The following is a 21978-nucleotide window of genomic DNA, read 5'->3' on the forward strand; positions in this document are numbered from 1 at the left end:
GGCGTGGCGGAGCCTACCGGTCGGCTCCTACGCCGTCATGCGCGGTCCGGTCGAGGAACTGCTGGCCGGCCGGTGCCGACAGGCCGGCCGGCAGTGCCGGAGCGGGCTCCGGGGCGGTCTCCGGGGCGGAGTCGGGAGTGACCTCCGGGGCGGCCCGGTCGGTCTCCGCGGGTGTCGCCCGTTCCAGGAAGCGGAGCAGCTCGACGGGGAAGGGCAGCACGAGGGTGGAGTTCTTCTCGGCGGCGACTTCGACGACGGTCTGGAGCAGGCGCAGTTGCAGCGCGGCGGGGTGCGCGGCCATCGTCTCGGCGGCCTGGGCCAGCTTCTCCGAGGCCTGCAGCTCACCCTCGGCGGTGATGATGCGGGAGCGCCGTTCACGTTCCGCTTCGGCCTGCCGTGACATGGACCGCTTCATCGAGTCGGGCAGCGCCACGTCCTTGATCTCGACGCGGTCGATGTGCACCCCCCAGCCCACGGCAGGGCTGTCGATCATCAGTTCCAGCCCCTGGTTGAGCCGCTCCCGGTTGGACAGCAGGTCGTCCAGGTCGCTCTTGCCGATGATCGAACGGAGCGAGGCCATCGCGACCTGACGGATGGCGGCTTCGTAGTCCTGGACGTCGACGGTCACACGCACCGGGTCGATGACCCGGAAGTAGATGACGGCATCCACGTGAACCGTCACGTTGTCACGGGTTATGCCGTCCTGGGCAGGCACCGGCATGGTGACGATCTGCATGTTGACCTTGTGCAGACGGTCGGCGATCGGCGCGATCAGGACGAGCCCGGGGCCGCGGGTCCCGGAGCTGACCTGCCCGAACCGGAAGACGACGCCCTTCTCGAACTGCTTGACGATCCGTACGCTCGCCCTGAGCCCCACCGCGCCCAGCGCGAGGATCGCCGCCAGCGTGGAGATGACGAAAGTGCTCATTTCATCCTCCCATGTCTGCCGCCGATCCCGCTGATCCAGCTCTCCCGGCGGCCGGAGGCACCGTGGACCGATGAACGGCACACCTCCCGGAGATGTCCGTCCGCCGGGCGGGGTCCCCTCGTCTCCGCCCACCCGGACTTTTCTATCGTAGCCCGATATAAATATCCGATATGTCCTTTTTGTGGAATAGGGATGGGCCGTCGCGGACGGCGGACGTCGCGGGGCGCGTCCCGGAGGGGCGGGCAGGAGTGCCACCGCGCCATCGATATGTCGTGTCACGATACGCTTGTGCCGTGGTGAATCGAGAGCCCGGGCAGCCGCGGCATGTCGCGGAGGCGGTCGAGGACGAGAGCGCGGCGTTCGAACCCCTGACGAAGCAGGATTTCGAGGCGCTGGCCCGTTTCCGCTCCGGGATCCGCCGCTATCTGCGTCTCGGCGAGGAGATGGTGCGCAGGAACGGCCTCACCCCGCAGCAGTATCAGCTGATGCTGGTCTTGAAGGGGTTCCCCGACCGGGAGTGGGCGACCGTGCGGGAGCTCGCCGACCGGCTCCAGCTGCGCCACCACAGCGTGGTCGAACTGGTCGATCGGGCACAGGGGCAGGGACTCGTGGCGCGGGAGGCGCATCCGAGCGACGGCAGGGCGGTCCGGGTGCTGTTGACCGCGGAGGGGGAGCGGGTCCTGGCGCGCCTGAGCGCGCTGCACCGCGACGAGCTGCGGCGCATGGACGCGGCGCTCGCCCTCCCGGTCTGGAACAGCGCTCCCAGGGAGGGCCACCCGCCCGCCCCGTGATCCCGGCCGGCGCGCCGGCGTGTGAGGGCCGCGCCCTTCCCACGGTGCCGTGGGGGTGCCGGCGAGAGCCGGGCCCGCCGCGGCGCCCGAGGAGTCGTCGGTGCGTGAGGGCCGCGCCCGTCCGTCCGTGACGCTGCGGGCGGGGCGGTCACGGCGCGGTCGGCGCCACCGTGACCACCCGGCCGAGGCCGGCGACGTTGACCACCGGCCGGGCCGCCTAGCCCGTCCGGACCGGCTTCCAGCGGTAGGCGTCCGTCCAGAAGACGCACTTGAGCTTGCGACTGTGCGGGGCGTGGTTCATCGAGTAGCCGTAGGCCCCGCGCTGCTCCCTGGAGCAGGTGAGATGCTCGCCGACGCAGTCCCAGTGGTTCCTGTGCTTGTAGTAGTACCGGTTCTTGGGCGGATGTTTCTCGTTGCAGTACGGCCGCGCGGCGGTGCCCGCGGTGCCCGCGGCGGCGGCTGTGGGGGGAAGCGTGACCAGCAGGAGGCAGGCGGTGGCGACGGTCGCCGTGAAGACGGTTCTCATGGTTCCTCGGGCGGGGGGACGGAGGAGAGAGCATGATCGGCTCGTCGCAGGAGTCTAAGCCGTTCCGGCTCTGACGGGCGGATGGAGGTGCACCTCACGGTCGAGCGTGCGGCCCGGGTCCCGCCAACGACTGCCGGCCGGTCACCTCCTGGACGGCGGTCGACGGTGACGGCCGCCGCAAGCCGCTGTGGTGCACGCTGCGCCACGTCCACGCCGACCGGCTGTCACGGGTCCAGGACGGGGCCGCGGCCGTCGTCAGCGACAGCACGGAGCCGTGGACGGGTGAGCTGGAGCTCGTGCGGCGGGGCCTGGACGGCGGTCGCCTTCCCGCCCGGTGCTCCGCCGCGTCAACGGATGACCCGTGGATCGCCAATCCATGTCCAGAGCGTGGACGCGCATCCACGCGGGCCCGGCGGCCCATTAGTCTGGGAGGGCACATCCGACGATGCCGAGAGAGATCATGAAGACCTTCGAAGAGCTGTACGCCGAGCTGTCCGACAAGGCGCGCACCCGTCCCGAGGGCTCGGGGACCGTGGCCGCGCTGGACGCCGGGGTCCATGCCATCGGCAAGAAGGTCGTGGAGGAGGCCGCCGAGAGCTGGATGGCGGCCGAGCACGAGTCGAACGAGCGGGCCGCCGAGGAGATCTCCCAGCTCCTCTATCACGTGCAGGTTCTCATGATTGCGAAAGGGATCGGGCTGGACGAGGTCTACAAGCATCTGTGAACCGGTGCGCCCGGCTCCAGCCTCGTAGGAACCAACATCCACGTAAGGAATCTCCACGCCATGCTGCGTCTCGCCGTCCCCAACAAGGGCGCCCTCACCGAGGCCGCCCAGACGATACTCAAAGAAGCCGGATACCGCGCGCGCAAGGACACCAAGGAGCTCGTGGTCGTCGACCCCGACAACTCCTGCGAGCTGTTCTTCCTGCGCCCCAAGGACATCGCCGTCTACGTCGGCGAGGGCACCCTGGATGCCGGGATCACCGGCCGTGACATGCTCCGCGACTCCGGCGCGCAGGTCGAGGAGATCCTGCCGCTCGGCTTCGGCAAGTCGACCTTCCGCTTCGCCGCCGACCCGGGCGGGTTCTCCTCCGTCGCCGACCTCAAGGGCAAGCGCATCGCCACCGCCTACGCCGGCCTGCTGGAGTCCTACCTCGTCGAGCAGGACATCGAGGCCCGGGTGATCAAGCTGGACGGCGCGGTCGAGACCGCGGTCCGGCTGGGCGTGGCCGACGCCGTGGCCGACGTCGTGGAGACCGGCACCACGCTGCGCAACATGGGCCTGGAGGTGTTCGGCGAGCCGATCGCCCGCTCCGAGGCCGTGCTGATCAGGCAGGTCGACGGCCCGCAGAGCCCGGGACTGCAGCAGCTCGTCCGCCGCCTGCAGGGTGTGCTGGTGGCGCGCGACTACGTGATGATGGACTACGACATCCGGGTCGAGCGGATCGAGGAGGCCATCGCCCTCACCCCCGGCATGGAGGGCCCCACGGTCTCCCCCCTGCACCGGGAGGGCTGGGTCGCCGTCCGCGCCATGGTGCCGCGCAAGGGGCACCAGCAGGTGATGGACCAGCTCTGGGAGATCGGCGCCAAGGCCATCCTGGTCACCGCGATCTTCGCCTGCCGCCTCTGAGCGGCGCCCCGTCCCCGATCTGACAAATGTCACCGCCGAACCCGGATCACAGACACTGACGGCGGCGGCCGAGCGCTTCTAGCGTTGAGCGCATGAACGCCATCGCCTTCACCGACGTGAGCAAGAGATACGGGGACGTGCTCGCCGTCGACGGCCTCGACCTCACCGTCGAGGCCGGCCGGACCGTCGCCCTGCTCGGCCCCAACGGGGCCGGGAAGTCCACCTCGATCGGCATGCTGCTCGGCCTGCTCCGCCCGACCCGGGGACGGGTCGAGGTGCTCGGGAGCCCGCCGGAGGAGGCGGCGGCCCGGGGCGAGGTCGGCGCCATGCTGCAGAGCGGTGAGCTCATCCCCGAGCTCACCGTCCGCGAGCTGGTGGACTTCGTCCGGCGGCTCTACCCCCGGCCGCTCGGCCTCGACGAGATCCTTCGGACGGCCGACCTCACCGACCTGGCGCGGCGGCGCGCCGACAGGCTGTCCGGCGGCCAGGCCCAGCGGGTCAGGTTCGCCCTGTCCATCGCCGGAGCCCCCCGGGTGCTGGTGCTGGACGAGCCCACCGCGGCCATGGACGTGGAGTCGCGGCTGCGGTTCTGGGAGGGCATGCGCGCCTACGCGGCCGGGGGCCGGACCGTGCTGTTCGCCACGCACTACCTGGAGGAGGCCGACGAGCACTCCGACCGGGTCATCGTGATCGCCCGGGGCCGGGTCGTGGCCGACGGCACCGCCGCGCAGATCAAGGCGGGGGCCGGCGGGCAGACGGTCCGCTTCACCCTGGGCGGGCAGGCCGCCGCCGGGCTGGACGCGCTGCCCGGGGTCACCGCCGTGGAGCTCGACGCGGGCCTGGCCACGCTGCGCACCGCCGACCCCGACGCCACCGTGACCGCCCTCTACAGGGGCACCTCGCTGGACATCCGCGACCTGCGGATCACCGGTGCCGACCTCGAGGACGCCTTCCTCACGCTCACCCAGGAGGTGTGATGCCCGGCTACATCAAGGTCGAGGCGCTGCGGATGCTGCGCAACAAGCGCTACGTCATCTTCGTGGTGGCCTTCCCCGTCGCCTTCTACCTGCTGTCCGCCAACCTCTACGGAGCCGGGGGAGTGGGGGCGGGCGCCGCCCTCATGGTCTCGATGAGCGCCTACGGCGCGCTGGCCGCCTCGATGATGAGCACCGCCGTACCGTGGGCGCAGGAACGGCGGAGCGGCTGGCTCCGTCAGTTGCAGGTCACCCCGCTCGCCAACCGGACGATCATCGTGACCAAGCTGGTCACCGCGCTGCTGCTGGTGCTCCCCTCCATCCTGCTCGTCTGCGCCGCCGCCGTGCTCACCCAGGGCGTCTCGCTCCCGCCGGGGCGGTGGGCCGCGCTGATCCTGGTGATGTGGGCAGGAGCCGTCCCGTTCGCCGCCCTGGGGCTGACCATCGGATCGCTGCTGCCGCCCGACACCGGGCAGCCCGTGGCGGTGATCGGGACGTTCGGGCTGGCGGCCCTGGGCGGGCTCTGGTTCCAGGTGGACGCCCTGCCCTCGACGATGCGGGCCGTCGCGCACGTGATGCCGTCCTTCAGCTACGCCGACATGGGGCAGAGCGTCATCGCCGGGCACGGGGTGCCGCTGTCCGACGCCCTGACCGTCGGCGCCTGGGCGGTCGGGCTGGGCGCGGTCGCGCTGGCCGCCTACCGCCGGGCCACCGTGCGGGGATGAGGATCAACCGGGTCTTCACGTTCGGCGGGACGGGGATGGACGAGCGCCCGTCCCGCCGGCGGCGGCTGGCGGGGATGTCCGTCGGCCTGGTGTATCTGTGCTTCCCGGTGCTGGACATCGTCAGCGGCGAGCTGACCGGCGCGGAGGCGTTCTGGGGCGCCCTCGGGCTGGCCGCCTACGTCGCCTGCTTCCTCACCACCGCGCTGTCCCCGCGGGAGTACGGCGCGCTGTCCCCGCTGACCTACGGCTTCATGGGCGCCACCACGGTCCTGGCCGTCTGCCTGCCCTTCCTCTTCGGCGGGAGCTGGCTGAGCCTGCCGGTCTACACGACCGTCGTCTACAGCATGGCGCTGGGCCCCCTGCCGGCGACGCTCGCCATGCTGGCGATGGGCACCGTCGTCGTGCTGGCCGGCCTGCTGTACGAGCACGACCCGGCCAGCACCCTGGTGCTCGTCTTCCAGGTCGTCACCCTCGGCGTCCTGTTCATGAGCGTGCGCGGCACCCGGATACTGGTGGTCCGGCTCCGCCGGGCACAGCAGGAGGTAGCGCGGCTGGCCGCGGGCGAGGAACGGCTGCGGATCGCCCGGGACCTGCACGACCTGCTCGGCCACAGCCTGTCGCTGATCGTGCTGAAGAGCGAGCTGGCCGGGCGGCTGGCCGAGAACGGCTCCGAGCGCGCCGTGGCGGAGATCCGCGACATCGAGACGGTGGCCAGGCAGGCGCTGGTCGAGGTGCGCGAGGCCGTCAGCGGCTACCGGCAGCGGGACCTCTCGACGGAGCTGGACGGGGCGCGCGCCGCGCTGGAGGCGGCGGGGACGCAGGTGACGGTCCGGCTCGCCGGGACGCCGCCACCCGGAGTCCTGGACGGGCTGCTCGGCTGGGCGGTGCGCGAGGGGACCACCAACGTCATGCGGCACGCGCGGGCGACCCACTGCGAGATCGCGATCACCCATGACGGGCGGGCCACTACCTTGGAGATCGTGGACAACGGACGCGGGGCGGCGCCGTACGGCCCGGGCAGCGGGCTGAACGGGCTGACCGAGCGGGTGGAGGCGGTGGGCGGGACGGTGTCGGCCGGGCCGCGGGAGAACGGCTTCGCGCTCAGGATCGCGGTCCCGGCGGCCGGGGAGGCGGGGACATGATCCGGGTCCTGCTGGCCGAGGACCAGGCGATGGTCCGCGGGGCGCTCGCCTCGCTGCTGGGCCTGGAGCCCGACATCGAGGTGGTCGGGGAGGCCGCCTCCGGGCCGGAGGCGCTCACCGTGGCGCTCCGCACCAGGCCGGACGTCGCGCTGCTCGACATCGAGATGCCCGGGGGCGACGGCATCACCGCCGGGGCGCGGATCCGCGAGGCCCTGCCCGGCTGCCACATCGTGATCCTGACCACCTTCGGCCGGCCGGGCTACCTGCGCCGGGCGATGGAGGCGGGCGCGGCGGCCTTCCTGGTCAAGGACAGTCCCGCGCGCGAGCTCGCCGCCGCCGTCCGCCGGGTCCGCGCCGGGGAGCGGGTCGTCGACCCCGGACTGGCCGCCATGGCGCTCAGCGCGGGGCCCAACCCGCTGTCCCCCCGCGAGCGCGACGTCCTGGCCGCCTCGGCCGGCGGCTCCACCATCGGCGACATCGCCGCGCGCCTGCACCTGTCGGAGGGGACGGTCCGCAACTACCTGTCCTCGGCCATCCAGAAGACCCGTGCCCGCAACCGCATGGAGGCCGTCCAGCACGCCCAGGCCCAGGGCTGGCTCTGACCCGGACCGGCTCCGCGGGGCCGTCGGGGCACGGCGGCGCGGGCCGGGACGGCGGCGCCGCGCCTCAGGCCGACAGCGCCGCGGCCTCCTCCTCCTCCTCCTCGATCTGCCGGTTCCACTCCTTCTTGGAGGAGCGCCAGGCCTCGTCGTCGCGGCCGAGCCGCCAGTAGCCGGAGATGGACAGCTGCGACAGCGGGATGCCGCGCTCGGTCCGCAGGTGGCGGCGGAGCTCCCGGACGGAGCCGGCCTCCCCGTGGACGAAGGCGTGCAGGGCGCCCGGGGGGAAGTCGAGCCCGCGTACGGCGGCGATCAGCGGCTCGCCGGCCGGCGAGCCGCCCCGGTGCAGCCAGGTGATCTTCGCGTCGCCGGGGGTGTCCAGCGGCTGCTCCTCCTCGGGCCCGGCCACCTCCAGGAACACATGGGCCAGGGCGCCGGCGGGCAGGCGCTCCAGGGAGGCGGCGATGGCGGGCAGCGCGCTCTCGTCGCCCGCCATCAGGTGCCAGCCGGCCTCCGGGTCGGGCGCGTAGGCGCCGCCGGGACCGAAGAAGTGGATCTCGTCGCCGGGCCGCGTCCGGGCCGCCCAGGGGCCGGCGAGACCGCTGTCGCCGTGGTAGACGAAGTCGAGCGTCAGCTCGACCGCCTCCGGGTCCCAGGCACGGACGGTGTAGGTCCGGGTGGTCGGCCACTGCTCGCGGGGCAGGTCGCGCTGGACGGCCGCCAGGTCGAACGGCGCCGGGTAGGTCACCCCGTGCGGGGCGAACAGCAGTTTCACGTAGTGGTCGGTGAACTCGCCCGCGCCGAACCCCGCGAGCCCGTCGCCGCCCAGGACCACCCGGATCATGTGCGGGGTGAGCCACTCCACCCGCTTCACCTCGCCGCGAGTCGTCTTGCGCGCGGGCCGGTCATCTGCCATATGCCACTCCCGATCAACTCACCTTAGGTAACCCTAAGTCGTAGCATACGGGCATTCAGGGCGGCATCGCTCCTGGTGGGCCCGGTGGTCGCTTCCGCCCGCCGGTGCGCTCGCGGGACGGTGCCGCCCGGCCAGGCGCTACCGTGCCTCGGGTGGGACGACCAGCGAAGTTCAGCAACGACCAGATACTCGACGCCGCGGCGGAGCTCGTGGCCGAGGGCGGGCAGGGGGCCGTGACGATCTCGGCGATCGCCGCGAGGCTGGGCGCGCCCAGCGGGTCGATCTACCACCGCTACGCCTCCCGGGACCTGCTGGTGGCGCACCTGTGGATGCGCGCCGCCCGCCGCTTCCAGGAGGGCTACCTGCGCGCGGCGGGGCGGGCCGACCCGCACGCGGCGGCGGAGTCGGCCGTCTCGTACGTGGTCGGCTGGTCGGCGGACAACCTCCGGGAGGCGCGGCTGCTCCTGCTCCACCGGCACGAGGACCTGCTGGCCGCCTGGCCAGCGGAGCTGGCGGGGGACCTGGCCGCCCTGAACGCCGACCTCGCCGCCGCGCTCTCGGCGCTGAGCGCGCGCTATTTCGGCGCGGAGACCCCGGAGAACCTGGAACGGATCACCTTCGCGCTGGTGGACGTGCCGTACGCGGCCGTCAGGAGGCACCTGATCGCCGGCCGTACCCCACCCGCCTCGGCGGGCCGCCTGGCGGTGCTCGCCGCCAGGGCGGCGCTGGACGGGTGATCGCGGAGGTCGATGTCCGGGACGGGGCCGATGTCCGAGACAGGGGAGGGCGCCGTCGAGGCCGCCGGACGGCTCCGCCCGCGACCCGGGCCCGCGGACGGCCTGACCGCCGGTTCCGCGCGGATCACCGGCGCCGCGGAGCGGGCCGGGACGCACGCGGAGAAATCTACAACGTAAAGGCCGTGGCCGGAGGTCCCGCGCGGCCGACTGCCGCGCCGGACCTCCGGGCCCCCTACCGCTCCATGGCCATCTGGCGGATCAGGTCGGCCACCCGGACGATCCCCATGCACCGGCCGACCTCGTCCACGACGACCAGGTCGTCGTAGACGCGCTCGGCGTCGCGTCCGGCGACCTGCATGGCGGCGACGGCGGGGGTGGTCTTGGGGACCGCGCGGACGGAGTCCGCCAGGCGCCCGGCGGGCTTCTTGCCGTGCAGGGCGTGGCCGAAGCGGCTGGCGATGGACAGCAGGAAGCGGCTGCGGTCGAGGCTGCCCTTCGGGCGCTGGTACTCGTCGACCAGGATCACGCTGGTGATGGAGGGCTCGCCGCCGAAGGCCCGGACCACCTCCTCGGCGGTGGCCTCGTGGGGGAGGGTCACCGCGGGCAGGAGGAACTCCTGGACCCGGGGGCCGAGCAGGGCCCGCTCCGGCTCGCGGGTGAGGACCGGCAGCGGCACGTGGACCCGGCCGGAGGGGCCCGGGACCAGCAGCGGGCCCTGCGCCAGCCGTACCCCCCAGCCGCGGACCGTGGCGAGCTGCGCCTCCTCGGCCACGCCCGGGGCCAGCACGTGGGCGCCCACCTGCCGGGCGAGCCCGGCCAGGGCCTCGGCCAGCGCCGTGCGGCGCGGATCGCCGGGGACGCGCGCGATGAGCTCGGGGGAGAGCACCGCCAGGTACGGCATGGCGTCGGTGAGCAGGTCCATCGGGATGTGACCGGCTCCCAGGTCGCCCACCGCGATCAGGTAGCCGATGGCGCGGAGCCCGTCCAGCCCGGTGATCAGGGCCCGGCGCTCGGTCTCGGAGAAGCCGCCCCGGAGCATGAGGATCACTTCGCGGGGGCGCCGGCCGGACACGCGCAGCGCCTCGTGGAGCGGCGCCAGGGCGGCCGAACCGCCGATCACCGCCTCCGCGGGCAGGCCGAGGACCAGTGGGAGCAGGAGCTCGCTCCTGGCGGCGCCCAGGAGCGTTCCAGCGAGGGAGGCGACGCTCCCATGATGGTCGCCGACCGCCTGGAGGGCGATGACGCCCCCCGTGTCGAGGTCGACGATCGGTGTGATGTCCACGGTGGCCGCTGCGGAGGCCGTGAGGAGGTGCGTTCGACTCGCCACGTACAGAGAATGCGGCACGCTCAGCAATCGCATAAGCCACGTTCGGTGATGTTCACCGATATTTCGCTGTTCGTTGGAGCCGGCCGCCGGCGGATCCGTGCCGCGGGGCGGCCACCCGGTAGTGTCGCCTTCCATGACGTCACGACCCGCCAAGGGCGGGGGTCGCTGGGTCTCGGTCGGCCCCGAGCGCCTCGGCCGCTGGGTGGACGGCTTCGTCGAGCGGCACGGGCCGCCGAGCGTGACGGCCGGCGACGAGGTCGTGCGGCTGCTGGGCGCCGACGGGGCGGTGGCCGAGTGCCAGGTGCCGTTCCCGCCGCTGACCCCCTCCGGTGGCGGGCCGCTGGCGCGTCTCATCACCCACGCGCGCCGCGAGCGCCGGGTCGGCGTGCTGCTGGTGCGGCTCGGCGGTCACGCGGCGGGAATATTCCAGGGTGACATACTCGTCTCCTCCAAGGTGGGATCGCGGCCGGTGCACGGCCGCAGCGCGGCGGGGGGCTGGTCGCAGCAGCGCTTCGCCCGGCGCAGGGAGAACCAGGCCGGCCGGGCGCACGACGCGGCGGCCGAGGTGGCGCTGCGCGTCCTCGGTCCGCACCTGGCGGAGCTGGAGGCGGTGGTCCTGGGCGGCGACCGGCGTGCGGTCGACGCGCTGCGGCCCGACCGCAGGCTCGCCCCGATCTTCGAACTGGAGACTGGGCCGTTCCTGACGGTCCCCGACCCCCGGCTGGCCGTGCTGCGTGAGACCCCCGGTCAGTTCCGAGCCGTCCGCATCAAGGTGACCGACCCCGGTTAATCAAGGAGTGAGCGGCCATGTGTGCGCCGTACACTGATCGGTATGCGCACTTCCGATTGACGCCGCCCTGATGAGGCGAGAGAGCCGAGCCGGGAGCCGGGAGACGGGGCGCGGCGGTTCGGCCACAGCGAGGTGAGCCGGTTGATTTCCAGTCTGGGAGTGTTCTCCAACCATGATCGTAGCTTCTGACATCGAATTGCGCGCCGGGGCCCGGCTGCTCATCGAGGGCGCGTCGTTCCGGGTGAACCCCGGTGACAAGATCGGTCTCGTCGGCCGCAACGGCGCCGGCAAGACCACCCTGACCAGGGTGCTCGCGGGTGAGGGGGTGCCCGCGGCGGGCACCGTCTCCACCACCGGGGCCGTCGGCTATCTCCCGCAGGACCCGCGCACCGGCGACCTGCAGGTGCTCGCCCGCGACCGCATCCTGTCCGCGCGCGGGCTGGACGAGGTGCTCCGCGAACTGCGCGAGGCCGAGCTCGGCATGGCCTCCGCCGACGAGCGCAGGCGGGACCGCGCGGTGCGTGCCTACGGGCGCCTGGAGGACCGGCTGCACGTCCTGGGCGGATACGCCGCCGAGTCGGAGGCGGCCTCCATCGCCTCCAGCCTCGGGCTGCCCGACCGGGTGCTCGGCCAGCCGCTGGAGACCCTGTCGGGAGGGCAGCGCAGGCGGGTGGAGCTGGCGCGGATCCTCTTCAGCGGGGCGGAGACTCTCCTCCTTGACGAGCCGACAAACCACCTCGATGCAGACTCAATCGGGTGGCTTCGTGATTTTTTACGATCGCATCAGGGCGGCTTGATCATTATTAGCCATGATGTCGGGCTTCTTGAAGCGACGGTAAACAGGGTTCTGCACCTGGACGCCAACCGCGCGACGATCGACACCTACAACGTCGGCTGGAAGACCTACCTGGCCCAGCGGGAGACCGACGAGAAGCGCCGCAAGCGCGAGCGCGCCAACGCCGAGAAGCAGGCCTCGGCGCTGATGTCGCAGGCCGACAAGATGCGGGCCAAGGCCACCAAGGCCAAGGCCGCCCAGGACATGCAGCGCCGCGCCGAGCGGCTGCTGTCGGGCCTGGAGGTCGAGCGGCGCGGCGACAGGGTCGCCAAGCTGCGCTTCCCCGAGCCCGCGCCGTGCGGGCGGACCCCCATCGCCGCCCAGGGCCTGTCGAAGTCCTACGGCTCGCTGGAGGTCTTCACCGACGTGGACGCGGCCGTGGACAAGGGGACCAGGGTCGTCATCCTGGGCCTCAACGGCGCGGGCAAGACCACCCTGCTGCGCATCCTGGGCGGCATCGAGGAGCCCGACACCGGCGCCGTCCGGCCCGGCCACGGACTCAAGCTGGGCTACTACGCCCAGGAGCACGAGACGATCGACCCGGACCGGACGGTCCTGGAGAACATGCGCTCGGCCGGGGGGATGCTCGCCGACGTGGAGCTCCGCAAGGTCCTGGGCTCGTTCCTGTTCACCGGCGACGACGTCGACAAGCCCGCCGGAGTGCTGTCCGGAGGCGAGAAGACCCGGCTGGCCCTGGCCACCCTGGTGCTGTCGGCGGCCAACGTCCTGCTCCTCGACGAGCCCACCAACAACCTCGATCCGGCCAGTCGAGAGCAGGTCCTTTCGGCGCTAAGGTCCTATTCTGGGGCAATTGTGCTCGTCACGCACGATGAGGGTGCTGTCGAGGCTCTACAACCCGATAGGGTGATCTTGCTGCCTGACGGAGTTGAAGACGCTTGGAGCGACGAATTTTCCGATCTTGTGGCACTTGCCTGATCTTAATTTGAGCGGGTACGGATCTTTTCCCATGGAGTAGGTAGCCGATCTCGCTGAAATGACTGATCATGGCGTGAGTAACGCTGCGGAAGTCTGGCACTACAGGAGGTACTCGTGGCCGAGACTCTTAAGAAAGGCACCCGGGTCACCGGGGCCGATCGCGACAAACTGGCCGCCGATCTAAAGAAGCGCTACAGCGCCGGTGAGAGCATCCGGGCGCTGGCCGCTTCGACCGGCCGGTCGTACGGCTTCATCCACCGCATCCTGAGCGAGTCCGGTGTGACTCTGCGCGGGCGCGGCGGCGCCACCCGAGGTAAGTCAAAGCGCTGACCCCGCCTCGGAACGCGCGTCCGCAGCCGCTCGTCCCTACGCTGAGACGTCCCGCCCGGGCCTGTAGAACCTCATTCTAGAGAATCGATAGGCTCGGGCGAGACGGAAGACGACAGGTGGGAGAGCGAGCGATGGCGGAAGTGGCGTTCGGGGGGAGTGCGGAGAAGATCTCCCTCGAGGAGGTCGGTCTGCGCTACGAGGTGGACGGTGAGATCGCGACGATCACGCTGGACCGGCCGGACAAGAGGAACGCTCAGACGTTCGCGACCTGGTCGGCGCTGGCTCAGATCGGTGACAACCTGCCGCAGCAGGTCAGGGTCGTCGTGGTCAGAGGTGAGGGGCCGTCCTTCTCGGCAGGCATCGACCTGCGGATGTTCACCCCCGAGGGGGTTCCCGGTCAGGGCTCGTTCGCGTCCTCCGCGAAACTCGACAGCTCGGCCTTCGAGCAGCGGATAGCGCAGGCGCAGCAGGGCTTCCTGTGGCTGCGACGTCCGGACATCGTCTCCGTCGCGGCCGTCCAGGGTCACGCGATCGGTGCCGGGTTCCAGCTCGCTCTCGCCTGTGACCTGCGTGTTCTCGCCGACGACGCCCAACTGTGCATGAAAGAGCCCGCGCTCGGGCTGGTCCCCGACCTGACCGGCACCAAGCCGCTGGTCGACCTCGTGGGCCTGTCCCGTGCCGTCGAGATCTGCCTCACGGCCCGGACCGTGGGAGCACAGGAGGCGGCCAGGATCGGGCTGGCGGAGCTGGTGGTCGCACCGGAGGACCTGGCGGGAGCCGTACGCGACCTGACCGCCGCGCTGCTGGCCACCGGCCGCGACGCGGCGACGGCTACCAAGCGGCTGCTCCAGGGAGCCTCCGGGCGCACACTGGAGGAGCAGTGCGCCGCCGAACGGCAAGAGCAGGTCGTGCGGATCAAAGCGCTGTTCGCCGGAAGCTGACGGGGGAATGGAGATGCCTCTCCCGGTGCTCGCACCGGGAGAGGAGGCCAGATGGCGATGATGGGTGGCGGGTTCGGCCCGCAGGCGATGCGCTCGCTGCGGCGCGACAGCTCCGTGACCAAGGAGCGCCTCGCGCCGGGCACGGTCAGGCGCATCGCGCGATACGCGCGGCCTTTCTCCCGGCACATCACGGCCTTCCTGGCGCTGGTCGTGATCGGCTCGGGCATCGTGATCGCCAACCCGCTGCTGATGAAGGCGATCATCGACAACGGCATCACCCCGGCACGGCCCGGGGTCGTGGTCGCCCTCGCGGTGGTCATCGCGCTCCTGGCGGTGGCCGACGCGGCGCTCACCCTGGCCCAGCGCTGGTTCTCGGCCCGGATCGGCGAGGGCCTGATCTACAACCTGCGCACCGAGGTCTTCGACCACGTGCAGCGCATGCCCGTGGCCTTCTTCATGCGGACCCAGACCGGCGCCCTGGTCTCCCGGCTGAACACCGACGTGATCGGCGCGCAACGGGCGCTGACCAGCACGCTGTCCTCGGTCGTGTCCAACGTGGTCATGCTGGTGCTGGTGCTGGGCGCCATGCTGGTGCTGTCGTGGCAGATCACGGCCGTCGCCCTGGTGCTGTTGCCGATCTTCATCTTCCCCGCCAAATGGGTCGGCAGGAAGATGTCCGGGCTCACCCGCGAGCAGATGGAGCTCGACGCCGAGATGAGCTCCATGATGACCGAGCGCTTCAACGTCGCCGGCGCGATGGTCGCCAAGCTGTACGGCCGGCCGGACGAGGAGGCCGCCGCCTTCGGCCGCCGGGCCGGACGGGTGCGCGACGTCGGCGTCACCGTCGGAATGTACGGGACGGTCTTCCGGGTCGCGCTCGGCCTGGTCGCGGCGCTGGCCACCGCCCTGGTGTACGGCGCGGGCGGCCTGCTGGCCGTCGACGGCGTCTTCGAGCTCGGCACCCTCGTCGCGCTCGCCGCCCTCCTGATGCGCCTGTACGGCCCGCTGACGAGCCTGTCCAACGTGCATGTCGACGTGATGACCGCGCTGGTCAGCTTCGACCGGGTCTTCGAGGTGCTCGACCTGCGGCCCATGGTCGCCGAGCGGCCCGGCGCCCGCGCCGTCCCGTCCGGGGCGGCCTCCGTCGAGTTCGACGACGTCCGGTTCAGATACCCGGCGGCCTCGGAGGTGTCGCTGGCCTCCCTGGAGGCGGTGGCCCGGCCCGACACCGGGCCCGGCCAGGAGGTGCTGCGCGGGATCACCTTCACCGCCCGCCCCGGCGAGATGGTCGCGCTGGTCGGCCACTCCGGCGCGGGCAAGACGACCATCACGAGCCTGGTCTCCCGCCTCTACGACGTCGACGAGGGCGCGGTCCGCATCAACGGCCTGGACGTGCGCGAGGCCACCCTCGACTCCCTGCGCGACACCGTGGGCGTGGTCATGCAGGACGCCCACATGTTCCACGACACCATCGGCGCCAACCTCGCCTACGCCAGGCCCGGGGCCACCGACGAGGAGATCTGGGAGGCGCTGCGCGCCGCGCAGATCGCCGACCTGGTCGAGGGGCTGCCCGAGGGGCTCCAGACCGTGGTGGGCGACCGGGGCTACCGGCTGTCCGGCGGGGAGAAGCAGCGCCTGGCCCTGGCCAGGCTGCTGCTCAAGGCGCCCCGGGTGGTGGTGCTCGACGAGGCCACCGCGCACCTGGACTCCGAGTCCGAGGCCGCGGTGCAGCAGGCGCTGAAGACCGCGCTGGCCGGGCGGACCTCGCTGGTCATCGCGCACCGGCTGTCCACGATCCGGGAGGCGGACCAGATCCTGGTGGTCCACGACGGCCGCATCGTGGAGCGGGGCCGCCACGACGAGCTGCTGGCCAGGGGCGCGGTCTACGCCGAGCTCTACCGCACGCAGTTCAGCTCGGAGTGAGCCGGGCGGCTCATCGGTAGCCCAGGCGGCCGAGCTCCTCGCGGGCGACCTTCTCCACCAGCCCGGCGTCCTCGCCCCGGAGCCGGGTGCGCCAGGCGCCCACCTTCGGCGCGTCCCTGCCGTACAGGGCGACCTTGGAGACCCGCGTCTCCAGGAAGCCCGAGAGTCCCTCCACCGTCTCGGCCGGCGAGGAGACCAGGTCCTCGTAGCGCAGGGTCAGCAGCTGCCCGCGGGGGAGCTCCCGGTGGAGCGTGGCCGACAGCCGGACCGCGCTGCGCCAGCGCAGCGCGCACTTGCCGGCCGTGGGCATCGCCTTCCAGCGGTCGCGGTGCTCGGCGGAGTTGACCCCGAGAAAGGGGTTGGGGAACTCCGTCTCGTCGCTCAGCATGACCGGCTTGAACCACGACAGGGCCGCCGGGTCGGCCAGCATGTCGGCGGCCACGTCGCGGCCGTCCCTGATGAGCTGGATGAACCGGGCGTCGGGGAAGGCCTGCAGCAGCACCGAGGCGCTGTAGATCAGGTCGGGGCTGGCGTCGCCGAACCGGGCGACCGCGCCGGGGGCCGCGCACGGGCCCTCCCCGGTCACCCCGCCCGCCTCCCGGCACGGCGCCGGGCAGTCACGGCACGCGCCCGGGACGATCTGCCAGGCCTCGGCCATGGCGTCGCGGAGCACGCGGGTGGCGCCCATGCCCCGGCCGGCGATGGACGGGCGCCGGGCGAAGGCGTACACGACGTGGGCCACCGAGGGGCGCCCCATCGTGACGTGGAAGCCGGGAGAACGCTTCAGGGCACGGGCCAGCAGATCCGCGCCGGAGTGAGGGGCGGCGAGCACGAACACCGGCTGGCGGACCTTGATCCCGTTGACCACGAGGATGTGGGGCGGAGGTCGCATATGTGAGCCCAGTGTGGCACCGTTTGAGGAGTGAACGAACCGGCCGCCTCGATCCCGGTCCGGCCGGCGGGCATGGTCGTCCCGCCCCGGCTCCGCCCCGGCGACACGGTGGCGGTGGTCACCCCGTGCGGCCCTCCCGACCCGGTACGGCTGGCGCGCGGCGTGCGCGTTCTCGAGGAGCTCGGCCTGAAGGTCGTCACCGGCGCCCACGTGCTCGACCGCGACCGCTACCTGGCCGGATCCGACGCCGTCCGGGCCGCCGACCTGCAGACGGCCTGGTGCGATCCCGCCGTGAGCGCGGTGGTCTGCGCCCGGGGTGGCTACGGCGCCACCCGGATCCTCGGCCTGCTCGACTGGGACGCGCTGCGGGCGGCCGGCCCCAAGACGCTGGTCGGCTCCAGCGACGTCACCGCGCTGCACCGGGCGTTCGCCGTCGAGCTGGGCGTGGCCTCCTGGTTCGGGCCCATGCCCGCCTGCGCCACGATCAGCGATTCCGCGGGCCCCGAGCCCACCGGCTTCGCCCACTTCGCCGACGCCCTGTTCGGCACCCCGGCGCCGATCACCGGCGACCGGGTGATCGTCTCCGGCAGGGCCGTCGCCCCGGTCACCGGAGGCAACCTCAGTCTGCTGGCCGCGCTGTGCGGCACCCCCTACGAGCTGCGGGCACGCGGGCAGATCGTACTGTTGGAGGATGTCGCCGAGCAGCCCTACCGGATCGACCGGATGCTCACCCAGCTCCTCCAGTCGGGTTCACTGGACGGGGCCGCCGGGTTCGTCCTGGGTTCCTGGGAAGGCTGCGGCGACCCCTATCCGACGTTGGAGGAGAGGCTCGCGCCGCTCGGAGTGCCGGTGATAGCGGGGCTCCCGGTAGGACACGGATCACCACAGCTCAGTGTGCTGCTAGGGGCACTTGGTGCTATTGATGCACAATCGTGCTCTCTGACCGGCTCAACCACAGAGCCCGTGGGGGCAATCTAGGTGCGGACCTAGGAGGAAACCGGCAGAGGGGATGCGCGCGTGAGGCTGTTCCGGCGGCATCGTGACCGGCAGGCCAACCGGCACCGTGGCCGGCAGGCGGACAGGCCGCCGCGCCCGGTCGAAGAGGTGGACCTCGACTCCCTGCTCGCGCTGGTCGCCGACACCCTCGGCTACACCTGCTCCTTCGCCCCCGACGGCGGCGCGCTGACGATGTCGGGCCCCCGCCGGATCGTGGTGCGGCTGGCCGGGCTGCACGCGGAGGCGCGCCGGCGCTCGCGGGAGGACTGGCCGATGCTCGTCTCCGAGCACCTGTCCCACGCCCTGGCCACGGTGGACGAGCCGTTCGACGCCTGCGACCTGGCCCAGGTCCGCCCGCTGCTGCGCACCCGCGTCCGGCTCGACGACGATCTGGGCACGGCCCGGGTGGTCGGCCGTCACATCAGCACCGACCTGGTCGAGGTGCTCACCGTCGGCCACGGCGCCGCCGGCCGCCCGCTCCGTCCCGAGGAGGTCGGCTGCTGGCCGATCACCGCCGCCCAGGCGCTGGATCTGGCGGCCGACAACGTCCACGGCGACGAGCCGCTCTCGCTCATCGAGGCCGACCTCGGCGGTGTGGCGATCCGGCGGCTGAGCGGCCCCGCCGCGGACGCCGCCGCCCACCTGCGCCGCCTGGACGACTACCTGACCGTCCCCGCCGACGGCGTGCTCGTCGCGCTGCCCGAGCCGTCCGCGCTGGTCGTCCACGCGGTCGAGGGCATCGGCGTGGTCCGCGCGATCGAACGGCTGCGGCTGTTCGCCCAGCGCGAGTACGACCGGGGCGAGGGCGCGCTCAGCCCGCAGGTCTACTGGTGGCACGACGGCCGGCTCAGCCTGATCCGGGCCGACCTGGTCAGCCAGGACGGCCAGACCCGGCTGGTGGTGGCCCCGCCGCCGGAGTTCGCCCGCGTCCTCGCCGCCCTGGCCGTCCGCCCCGACAGCGGGACCGGCGGCACCTGACGGCCGGGCCGCCGGCCGACGGAGAGGTCACGCAGTCCCCGCGGTCCGCGGGAGCGCGGTCTCCCGCCCCGCACCCACCCCGATGATCCTCATACGGTCCCTGGACCGTTCCCGGTGTGCCCGCCCGCGTCCGGGACGGCCCGTGGATGCGGGATGATCGGGTCCGCATCTGAGAGGAAGTGGAAATGGCACAGTGGTGCCTCGGTGTCGATCTCGGGACGAGCTTCTCCGCCGGGGTGATAGCCGCCGAAGGGCGCTTCGACATCCTGGAGGTCGAAGGGGAGCGGCGCATTCCCTCCGCCGTCATGCTCGACGAGCGCGGGACGCTGGTGGCCGGCCGGATCGCCCAGCGGGGGATCGCGATCAGTCCCGAGCGTGTCGAGCGCAACCCCAAGCGCTACGTCGGCCGCGGCAGGATGCTGCTCGGCGGGGTCCCGGTGGACGTGACCGACGCCATGGCGGCGCTGCTGGAGCTGTTCGTCAGCGAGGGGCGGCGGCGCTTCGACGGGGCGGCGCCCGACTGCGTCGCGCTGACCCACCCGGTGGCCTGGGGGGCCGAGCGCAAGGCCGTCCTCCTGGCGGCGGCCAGGAAGGTCGTGCGCGGCGTGCGGATCGTGCTCATCGACGAGCCCGTCGCCTCGGCGCGCTACTTCGCCTCGGCCGGCCGGGCGGCCGGCGGGTCGCACCTGGCCGTCTACGACCTCGGCGGCGGCACCTTCGACGCCGCCGTGCTCACGGTGGAGGGCAGCGACTTCAAGGTCCTCGGCGAGCCCGGCGGCAGCGACGAGATCGGCGGGGAGGGGTTCGACGAGCGGGTGTTCGCCTTCCTCGGCGCGCAGATCGAGCGCCTCGACCCCGAGTGGTGGCAGCAGGTGACCACCAACCCGGAGCGGCGCTACGTCAGCTACGGGGCCGACCTGCTCAAGATGGCCCGGGAGGCCAAGGAGGCCCTGTCGAAGTTCGACACCTCCTCCCACTACGTGGTCGGCATCAACGAGGACGTGCACATCAGCAGGGCCGACCTGGAGGACCTCATCGGAGGGGAGATCGTCAAGACGGTCGACATCCTGGACGAGACGATCCGCGGAGCCGGGATCCAGGAGGACGACCTGGGCGCGGTGTTCATGACCGGCGGGGCCAGCCGGATGCCGCTGGTGCAGAAGGTCGTGCGCGAGCGGCTCGGGGACCGGGTGCGGACCTACGACGACCCGAAGATCGTCGTCGCCTACGGTGCCGCGCAGCTCGCCTGGAAGCTCAAGGTCGAGCACCGCGACCCCGCCCCGGGGCCGGGACAGGCCGCCCCGCTCCACCGGGTGGGCCCGGCCGGGGGGCACCAGGAGCTCCCGGACCACCGGACGGGACCGACAGGGGGACATCAGGGCCTGTCCGGCCAGCAGACGGGTCCGACCGGCGGGCACCAGGCTTTCACGGGACCCGGTGCCGCCGGCGGGCAACAGGACGTCTCGGGCCGGCGGATGGGCTCGACCGGCGGGCACCGGGCTTTCACGGGTTCGGCGGGTGCCGCCGGCGGGCAGCAGGTCTTCACCGGACCCGGTGCCGCCGTGGGACCGGCGGGGATCACCGGGCCCGGGGGCGCCGGGAACGCCCCGGGTCCGGTCAGTGCCCCGGGTCCGGTCAGCGCCGGGGGGCCGCCGGGCGCGCGCACCGGAGGCCACGCGGCCGTCCCCGGCGGGAGGGGCGCCCCCGGCACGGAGGGCCCCACGGTCAAGGGGATCGAGAAGGTGCTGGACGGGGTGCTGGAGGCGCGCGCCGAGGCCGGCCGGGTCTTCGTGCACCAGGCGTTCGACAGCGGCCACCTGCTGCGCAGGCTCGACGGGATCGAGGGGCGCCACGACCGCGAGCTCGGCTTCGGCAGGCTGGTGGAGTGGGCCGTGTCGGGGGCGGGCGCCGTGGCGGTGGAGCAGGTCGGGCCGGCACAGGTGCTGGTCCGCACGCTCAGCTCCGACCTGGCCATCCGCGCCACCCACCCGCTGCAGATGTGGGGCAACCCGACGGTGATCGCGCACGGCCGTACGGCGTGGGTCTTCTTCCAGCCCCGGCAGGCCGTCGCGGTCGACACCTCGGTGGGCCTGCCCTGGGGGGAGACCGGGCACCTGGCGATGGTCGAGCTCGACCTGGGCGGGGGGTTCGTCTTCCAGGCCCCGCCGACCCGCGACCTGGGCCCGTACGCCCAGTGGTTCGTGAACGAGGACAACAGGCTCCGCCGCCTGCTCGACCAGGAGGGGCCCAGCGGCACCGAGCCGTCGCCCTCCGTGGGCGCGCCGGGCTGCACGGTGGTGCTCGGCCAGTTCAGCAGCAACAAGCCGATGTTCCAGAGCCGGCACCAGGATTTCCGGCCGTGGCAGGTGCTGTGCCTGGTCGATCCCGGCGGCGTGGTGCGCCCGACGGTGCGGGAGCCGGGACGCGGCTGGCTCCACCAGGTGGTCCTGCACCGGGGCAGATGGTTCACCTCCAGCTCGGCGGGGCTTGAGGCGGACACCGCCGACGGCCGGACCAAACTCGTCAGGCCGCGTCCTGTGGCCGGCGCGCTGCGCTGGTTCCCGGCGGGGAGCCAGATCTACGCGGTCGGCACCGACCAGGTGAGCCCCGCCCGGGGCTGGTCGGTCAGCATCTTCGACCAGCGCTCCCACACGCTGGAGTTCCTGATGGGCAAGCAGTCGGCGACCCTGGCCGGTCATCTCACCTCCCGGCACCGGTGGGAGCGCCCGAGGCTGGTCGCCGACGGCGACTCGATGTGGATGACCATGCAGGACGCCGGCCGTAGCAGGCTCCTGCACGTCACCCCGGGCGGGGCGCGGGAGGTGCACCGCACGCCGGGGATGTTCGAGCCGGTCGTCCGGGTCCCCACCGGCCTGCTCTGCCTGCACCGCCCCGCGGACGTGACCGGGACCGCCCGCGACCAGCCCGCCACCCTGGTGCACCTGCCCCTCTGACCGCCGACGTCCGCGCTCCGACCCGTCGGGGCGTGACCGTCCGCCGGCCCCCCGAGGGGGACGGTCAGGCGTGCTCCGTCCTGGCCTGCGCCCGGCCGCCGGGCAGGA

21 protein-coding genes are annotated in these 21978 nt (G+C 72.6%); 16 read left to right on the top strand and 5 right to left on the bottom strand.

Going from position 1 to position 21978, the window contains the following annotated elements; genetic code table 11:
- Positions 1–13: 13 nt before the first annotated feature.
- The gene (locus J2S55_RS33105) at positions 14–928 is read right to left on the bottom strand and encodes a slipin family protein (protein ID WP_306868895.1); all 915 of its coding nucleotides are present in this window, start codon (positions 926–928) and stop codon (positions 14–16) included.
- 293 nt (positions 929–1221) lie between these two features.
- On the opposite strand from J2S55_RS33105, the gene J2S55_RS33110 reads away from it, so the two are divergent.
- Positions 1222–1719, top strand: a complete 498-nt coding sequence (locus tag J2S55_RS33110) for a MarR family winged helix-turn-helix transcriptional regulator (RefSeq protein ID WP_306868896.1) — start codon at positions 1222–1224, stop codon at positions 1717–1719.
- Positions 1720–1936: 217 nt separating this feature from the next.
- Here the strand turns inward: J2S55_RS33110 and J2S55_RS33115 are convergent, their stop codons facing one another.
- Positions 1937–2245, bottom strand: a complete 309-nt coding sequence (locus J2S55_RS33115; RefSeq protein WP_306868897.1) for a hypothetical protein — start codon at positions 2243–2245, stop codon at positions 1937–1939.
- A 460-nt stretch (positions 2246–2705) separates the two neighbouring features.
- Between J2S55_RS33115 and J2S55_RS33120 the strand changes: the two genes are divergently transcribed.
- The 6 genes from J2S55_RS33120 (at position 2706) to J2S55_RS33145 (ending at position 7318) form a co-directional block, all read left to right on the top strand.
- Positions 2706–2969: a phosphoribosyl-ATP diphosphatase gene (locus J2S55_RS33120; protein WP_012892448.1), complete on the top strand. Its 264-nt coding sequence runs from the start codon at positions 2706–2708 to the stop codon at positions 2967–2969.
- A 60-nt stretch (positions 2970–3029) separates the two neighbouring features.
- A complete protein-coding gene (gene hisG / locus J2S55_RS33125; protein ID WP_306868900.1) occupies positions 3030–3875 on the top strand; it encodes an ATP phosphoribosyltransferase in 846 nt (281 codons plus the stop codon).
- 92 nt (positions 3876–3967) lie between these two features.
- Positions 3968–4852 (top strand): ABC transporter ATP-binding protein, encoded by an 885-nt coding sequence (locus J2S55_RS33130; RefSeq protein ID WP_306868902.1) that lies wholly within the window; start codon positions 3968–3970, stop codon positions 4850–4852.
- Positions 4852–5574 (top strand): ABC transporter permease, encoded by a 723-nt coding sequence (locus J2S55_RS33135; protein WP_306868903.1) that lies wholly within the window; start codon positions 4852–4854, stop codon positions 5572–5574. Before J2S55_RS33130 ends, J2S55_RS33135 begins: the two co-directional genes overlap by 1 nt.
- Entirely contained in the window at positions 5571–6716 is a 1146-nt protein-coding gene (locus J2S55_RS33140) for a sensor histidine kinase (protein WP_306868905.1), read from the top strand. The genes J2S55_RS33135 and J2S55_RS33140 overlap by 4 nt, the downstream gene beginning before the upstream one ends.
- On the top strand, positions 6713–7318 hold the full coding sequence (locus J2S55_RS33145) for a response regulator transcription factor (protein ID WP_306868908.1): 606 nt from the start codon (positions 6713–6715) through the stop codon (positions 7316–7318). Before J2S55_RS33140 ends, J2S55_RS33145 begins: the two co-directional genes overlap by 4 nt.
- 64 nt (positions 7319–7382) lie before the next feature.
- On the opposite strand, the gene J2S55_RS33150 is transcribed toward J2S55_RS33145, so the two are convergent.
- Positions 7383–8231 (bottom strand): siderophore-interacting protein, encoded by an 849-nt coding sequence (locus J2S55_RS33150; RefSeq protein ID WP_306868910.1) that lies wholly within the window; start codon positions 8229–8231, stop codon positions 7383–7385.
- A gap of 152 nt (positions 8232–8383) precedes the next feature.
- Between J2S55_RS33150 and J2S55_RS33155 the strand changes: the two genes are divergently transcribed.
- Complete coding sequence (locus J2S55_RS33155) at positions 8384–8968, top strand: TetR/AcrR family transcriptional regulator (protein ID WP_306868912.1); 585 nt, start codon at positions 8384–8386, stop codon at positions 8966–8968.
- Positions 8969–9200: 232 nt separating this feature from the next.
- Here J2S55_RS33155 and J2S55_RS33160 read toward each other — a convergent pair whose 3' ends face one another.
- Entirely contained in the window at positions 9201–10295 is a 1095-nt protein-coding gene (locus tag J2S55_RS33160) for an EAL domain-containing protein (RefSeq protein ID WP_306868915.1), read from the bottom strand.
- A 133-nt stretch (positions 10296–10428) separates the two neighbouring features.
- Here J2S55_RS33160 and J2S55_RS33165 point away from each other — a divergent pair, with 133 nt between their 5' ends.
- The 5 genes from J2S55_RS33165 to J2S55_RS33185 all read left to right on the top strand — a co-directional run bounded on the left by J2S55_RS33165 (position 10429) and on the right by J2S55_RS33185 (position 16050).
- Complete coding sequence (locus J2S55_RS33165; protein ID WP_306868916.1) at positions 10429–11085, top strand: acVLRF1 family peptidyl-tRNA hydrolase; 657 nt, start codon at positions 10429–10431, stop codon at positions 11083–11085.
- A gap of 172 nt (positions 11086–11257) precedes the next feature.
- The gene (locus J2S55_RS33170) at positions 11258–12856 is read left to right on the top strand and encodes an ABC-F family ATP-binding cassette domain-containing protein (protein ID WP_306868918.1); all 1599 of its coding nucleotides are present in this window, start codon (positions 11258–11260) and stop codon (positions 12854–12856) included.
- A gap of 114 nt (positions 12857–12970) precedes the next feature.
- Entirely contained in the window at positions 12971–13186 is a 216-nt protein-coding gene (locus J2S55_RS33175; RefSeq protein ID WP_012892441.1) for a helix-turn-helix domain-containing protein, read from the top strand.
- A gap of 131 nt (positions 13187–13317) precedes the next feature.
- Positions 13318–14127: an enoyl-CoA hydratase/isomerase family protein gene (locus J2S55_RS33180; protein WP_306868919.1), complete on the top strand. Its 810-nt coding sequence runs from the start codon at positions 13318–13320 to the stop codon at positions 14125–14127.
- Between the two features lie 51 nt (positions 14128–14178).
- Positions 14179–16050: an ABC transporter ATP-binding protein gene (locus tag J2S55_RS33185; RefSeq protein WP_306868921.1), complete on the top strand. Its 1872-nt coding sequence runs from the start codon at positions 14179–14181 to the stop codon at positions 16048–16050.
- Positions 16051–16060: 10 nt separating this feature from the next.
- Here J2S55_RS33185 and J2S55_RS33190 read toward each other — a convergent pair whose 3' ends face one another.
- Positions 16061–16942, bottom strand: coding sequence for a sulfotransferase family protein (locus J2S55_RS33190; protein WP_306868922.1), 882 nt, complete (start codon positions 16940–16942; stop codon positions 16061–16063).
- A 30-nt stretch (positions 16943–16972) separates the two neighbouring features.
- On the opposite strand from J2S55_RS33190, the gene J2S55_RS33195 reads away from it, so the two are divergent.
- The 3 genes from J2S55_RS33195 (at position 16973) to J2S55_RS33205 (ending at position 21870) form a co-directional block, all read left to right on the top strand.
- Positions 16973–17920, top strand: coding sequence for a S66 peptidase family protein (locus tag J2S55_RS33195; RefSeq protein WP_306868923.1), 948 nt, complete (start codon positions 16973–16975; stop codon positions 17918–17920).
- A 39-nt stretch (positions 17921–17959) separates the two neighbouring features.
- Positions 17960–18916, top strand: a complete 957-nt coding sequence (locus tag J2S55_RS33200; protein WP_306868925.1) for a hypothetical protein — start codon at positions 17960–17962, stop codon at positions 18914–18916.
- A gap of 185 nt (positions 18917–19101) precedes the next feature.
- Positions 19102–21870 (top strand): Hsp70 family protein, encoded by a 2769-nt coding sequence (locus J2S55_RS33205; RefSeq protein ID WP_306868928.1) that lies wholly within the window; start codon positions 19102–19104, stop codon positions 21868–21870.
- Positions 21871–21978 lie beyond the last annotated feature (108 nt).

Origin of the sequence: Streptosporangium brasiliense (assembly GCF_030811595.1) — a bacterium.
Lineage (GTDB): Bacteria > Actinomycetota > Actinomycetes > Streptosporangiales > Streptosporangiaceae > Streptosporangium > Streptosporangium brasiliense.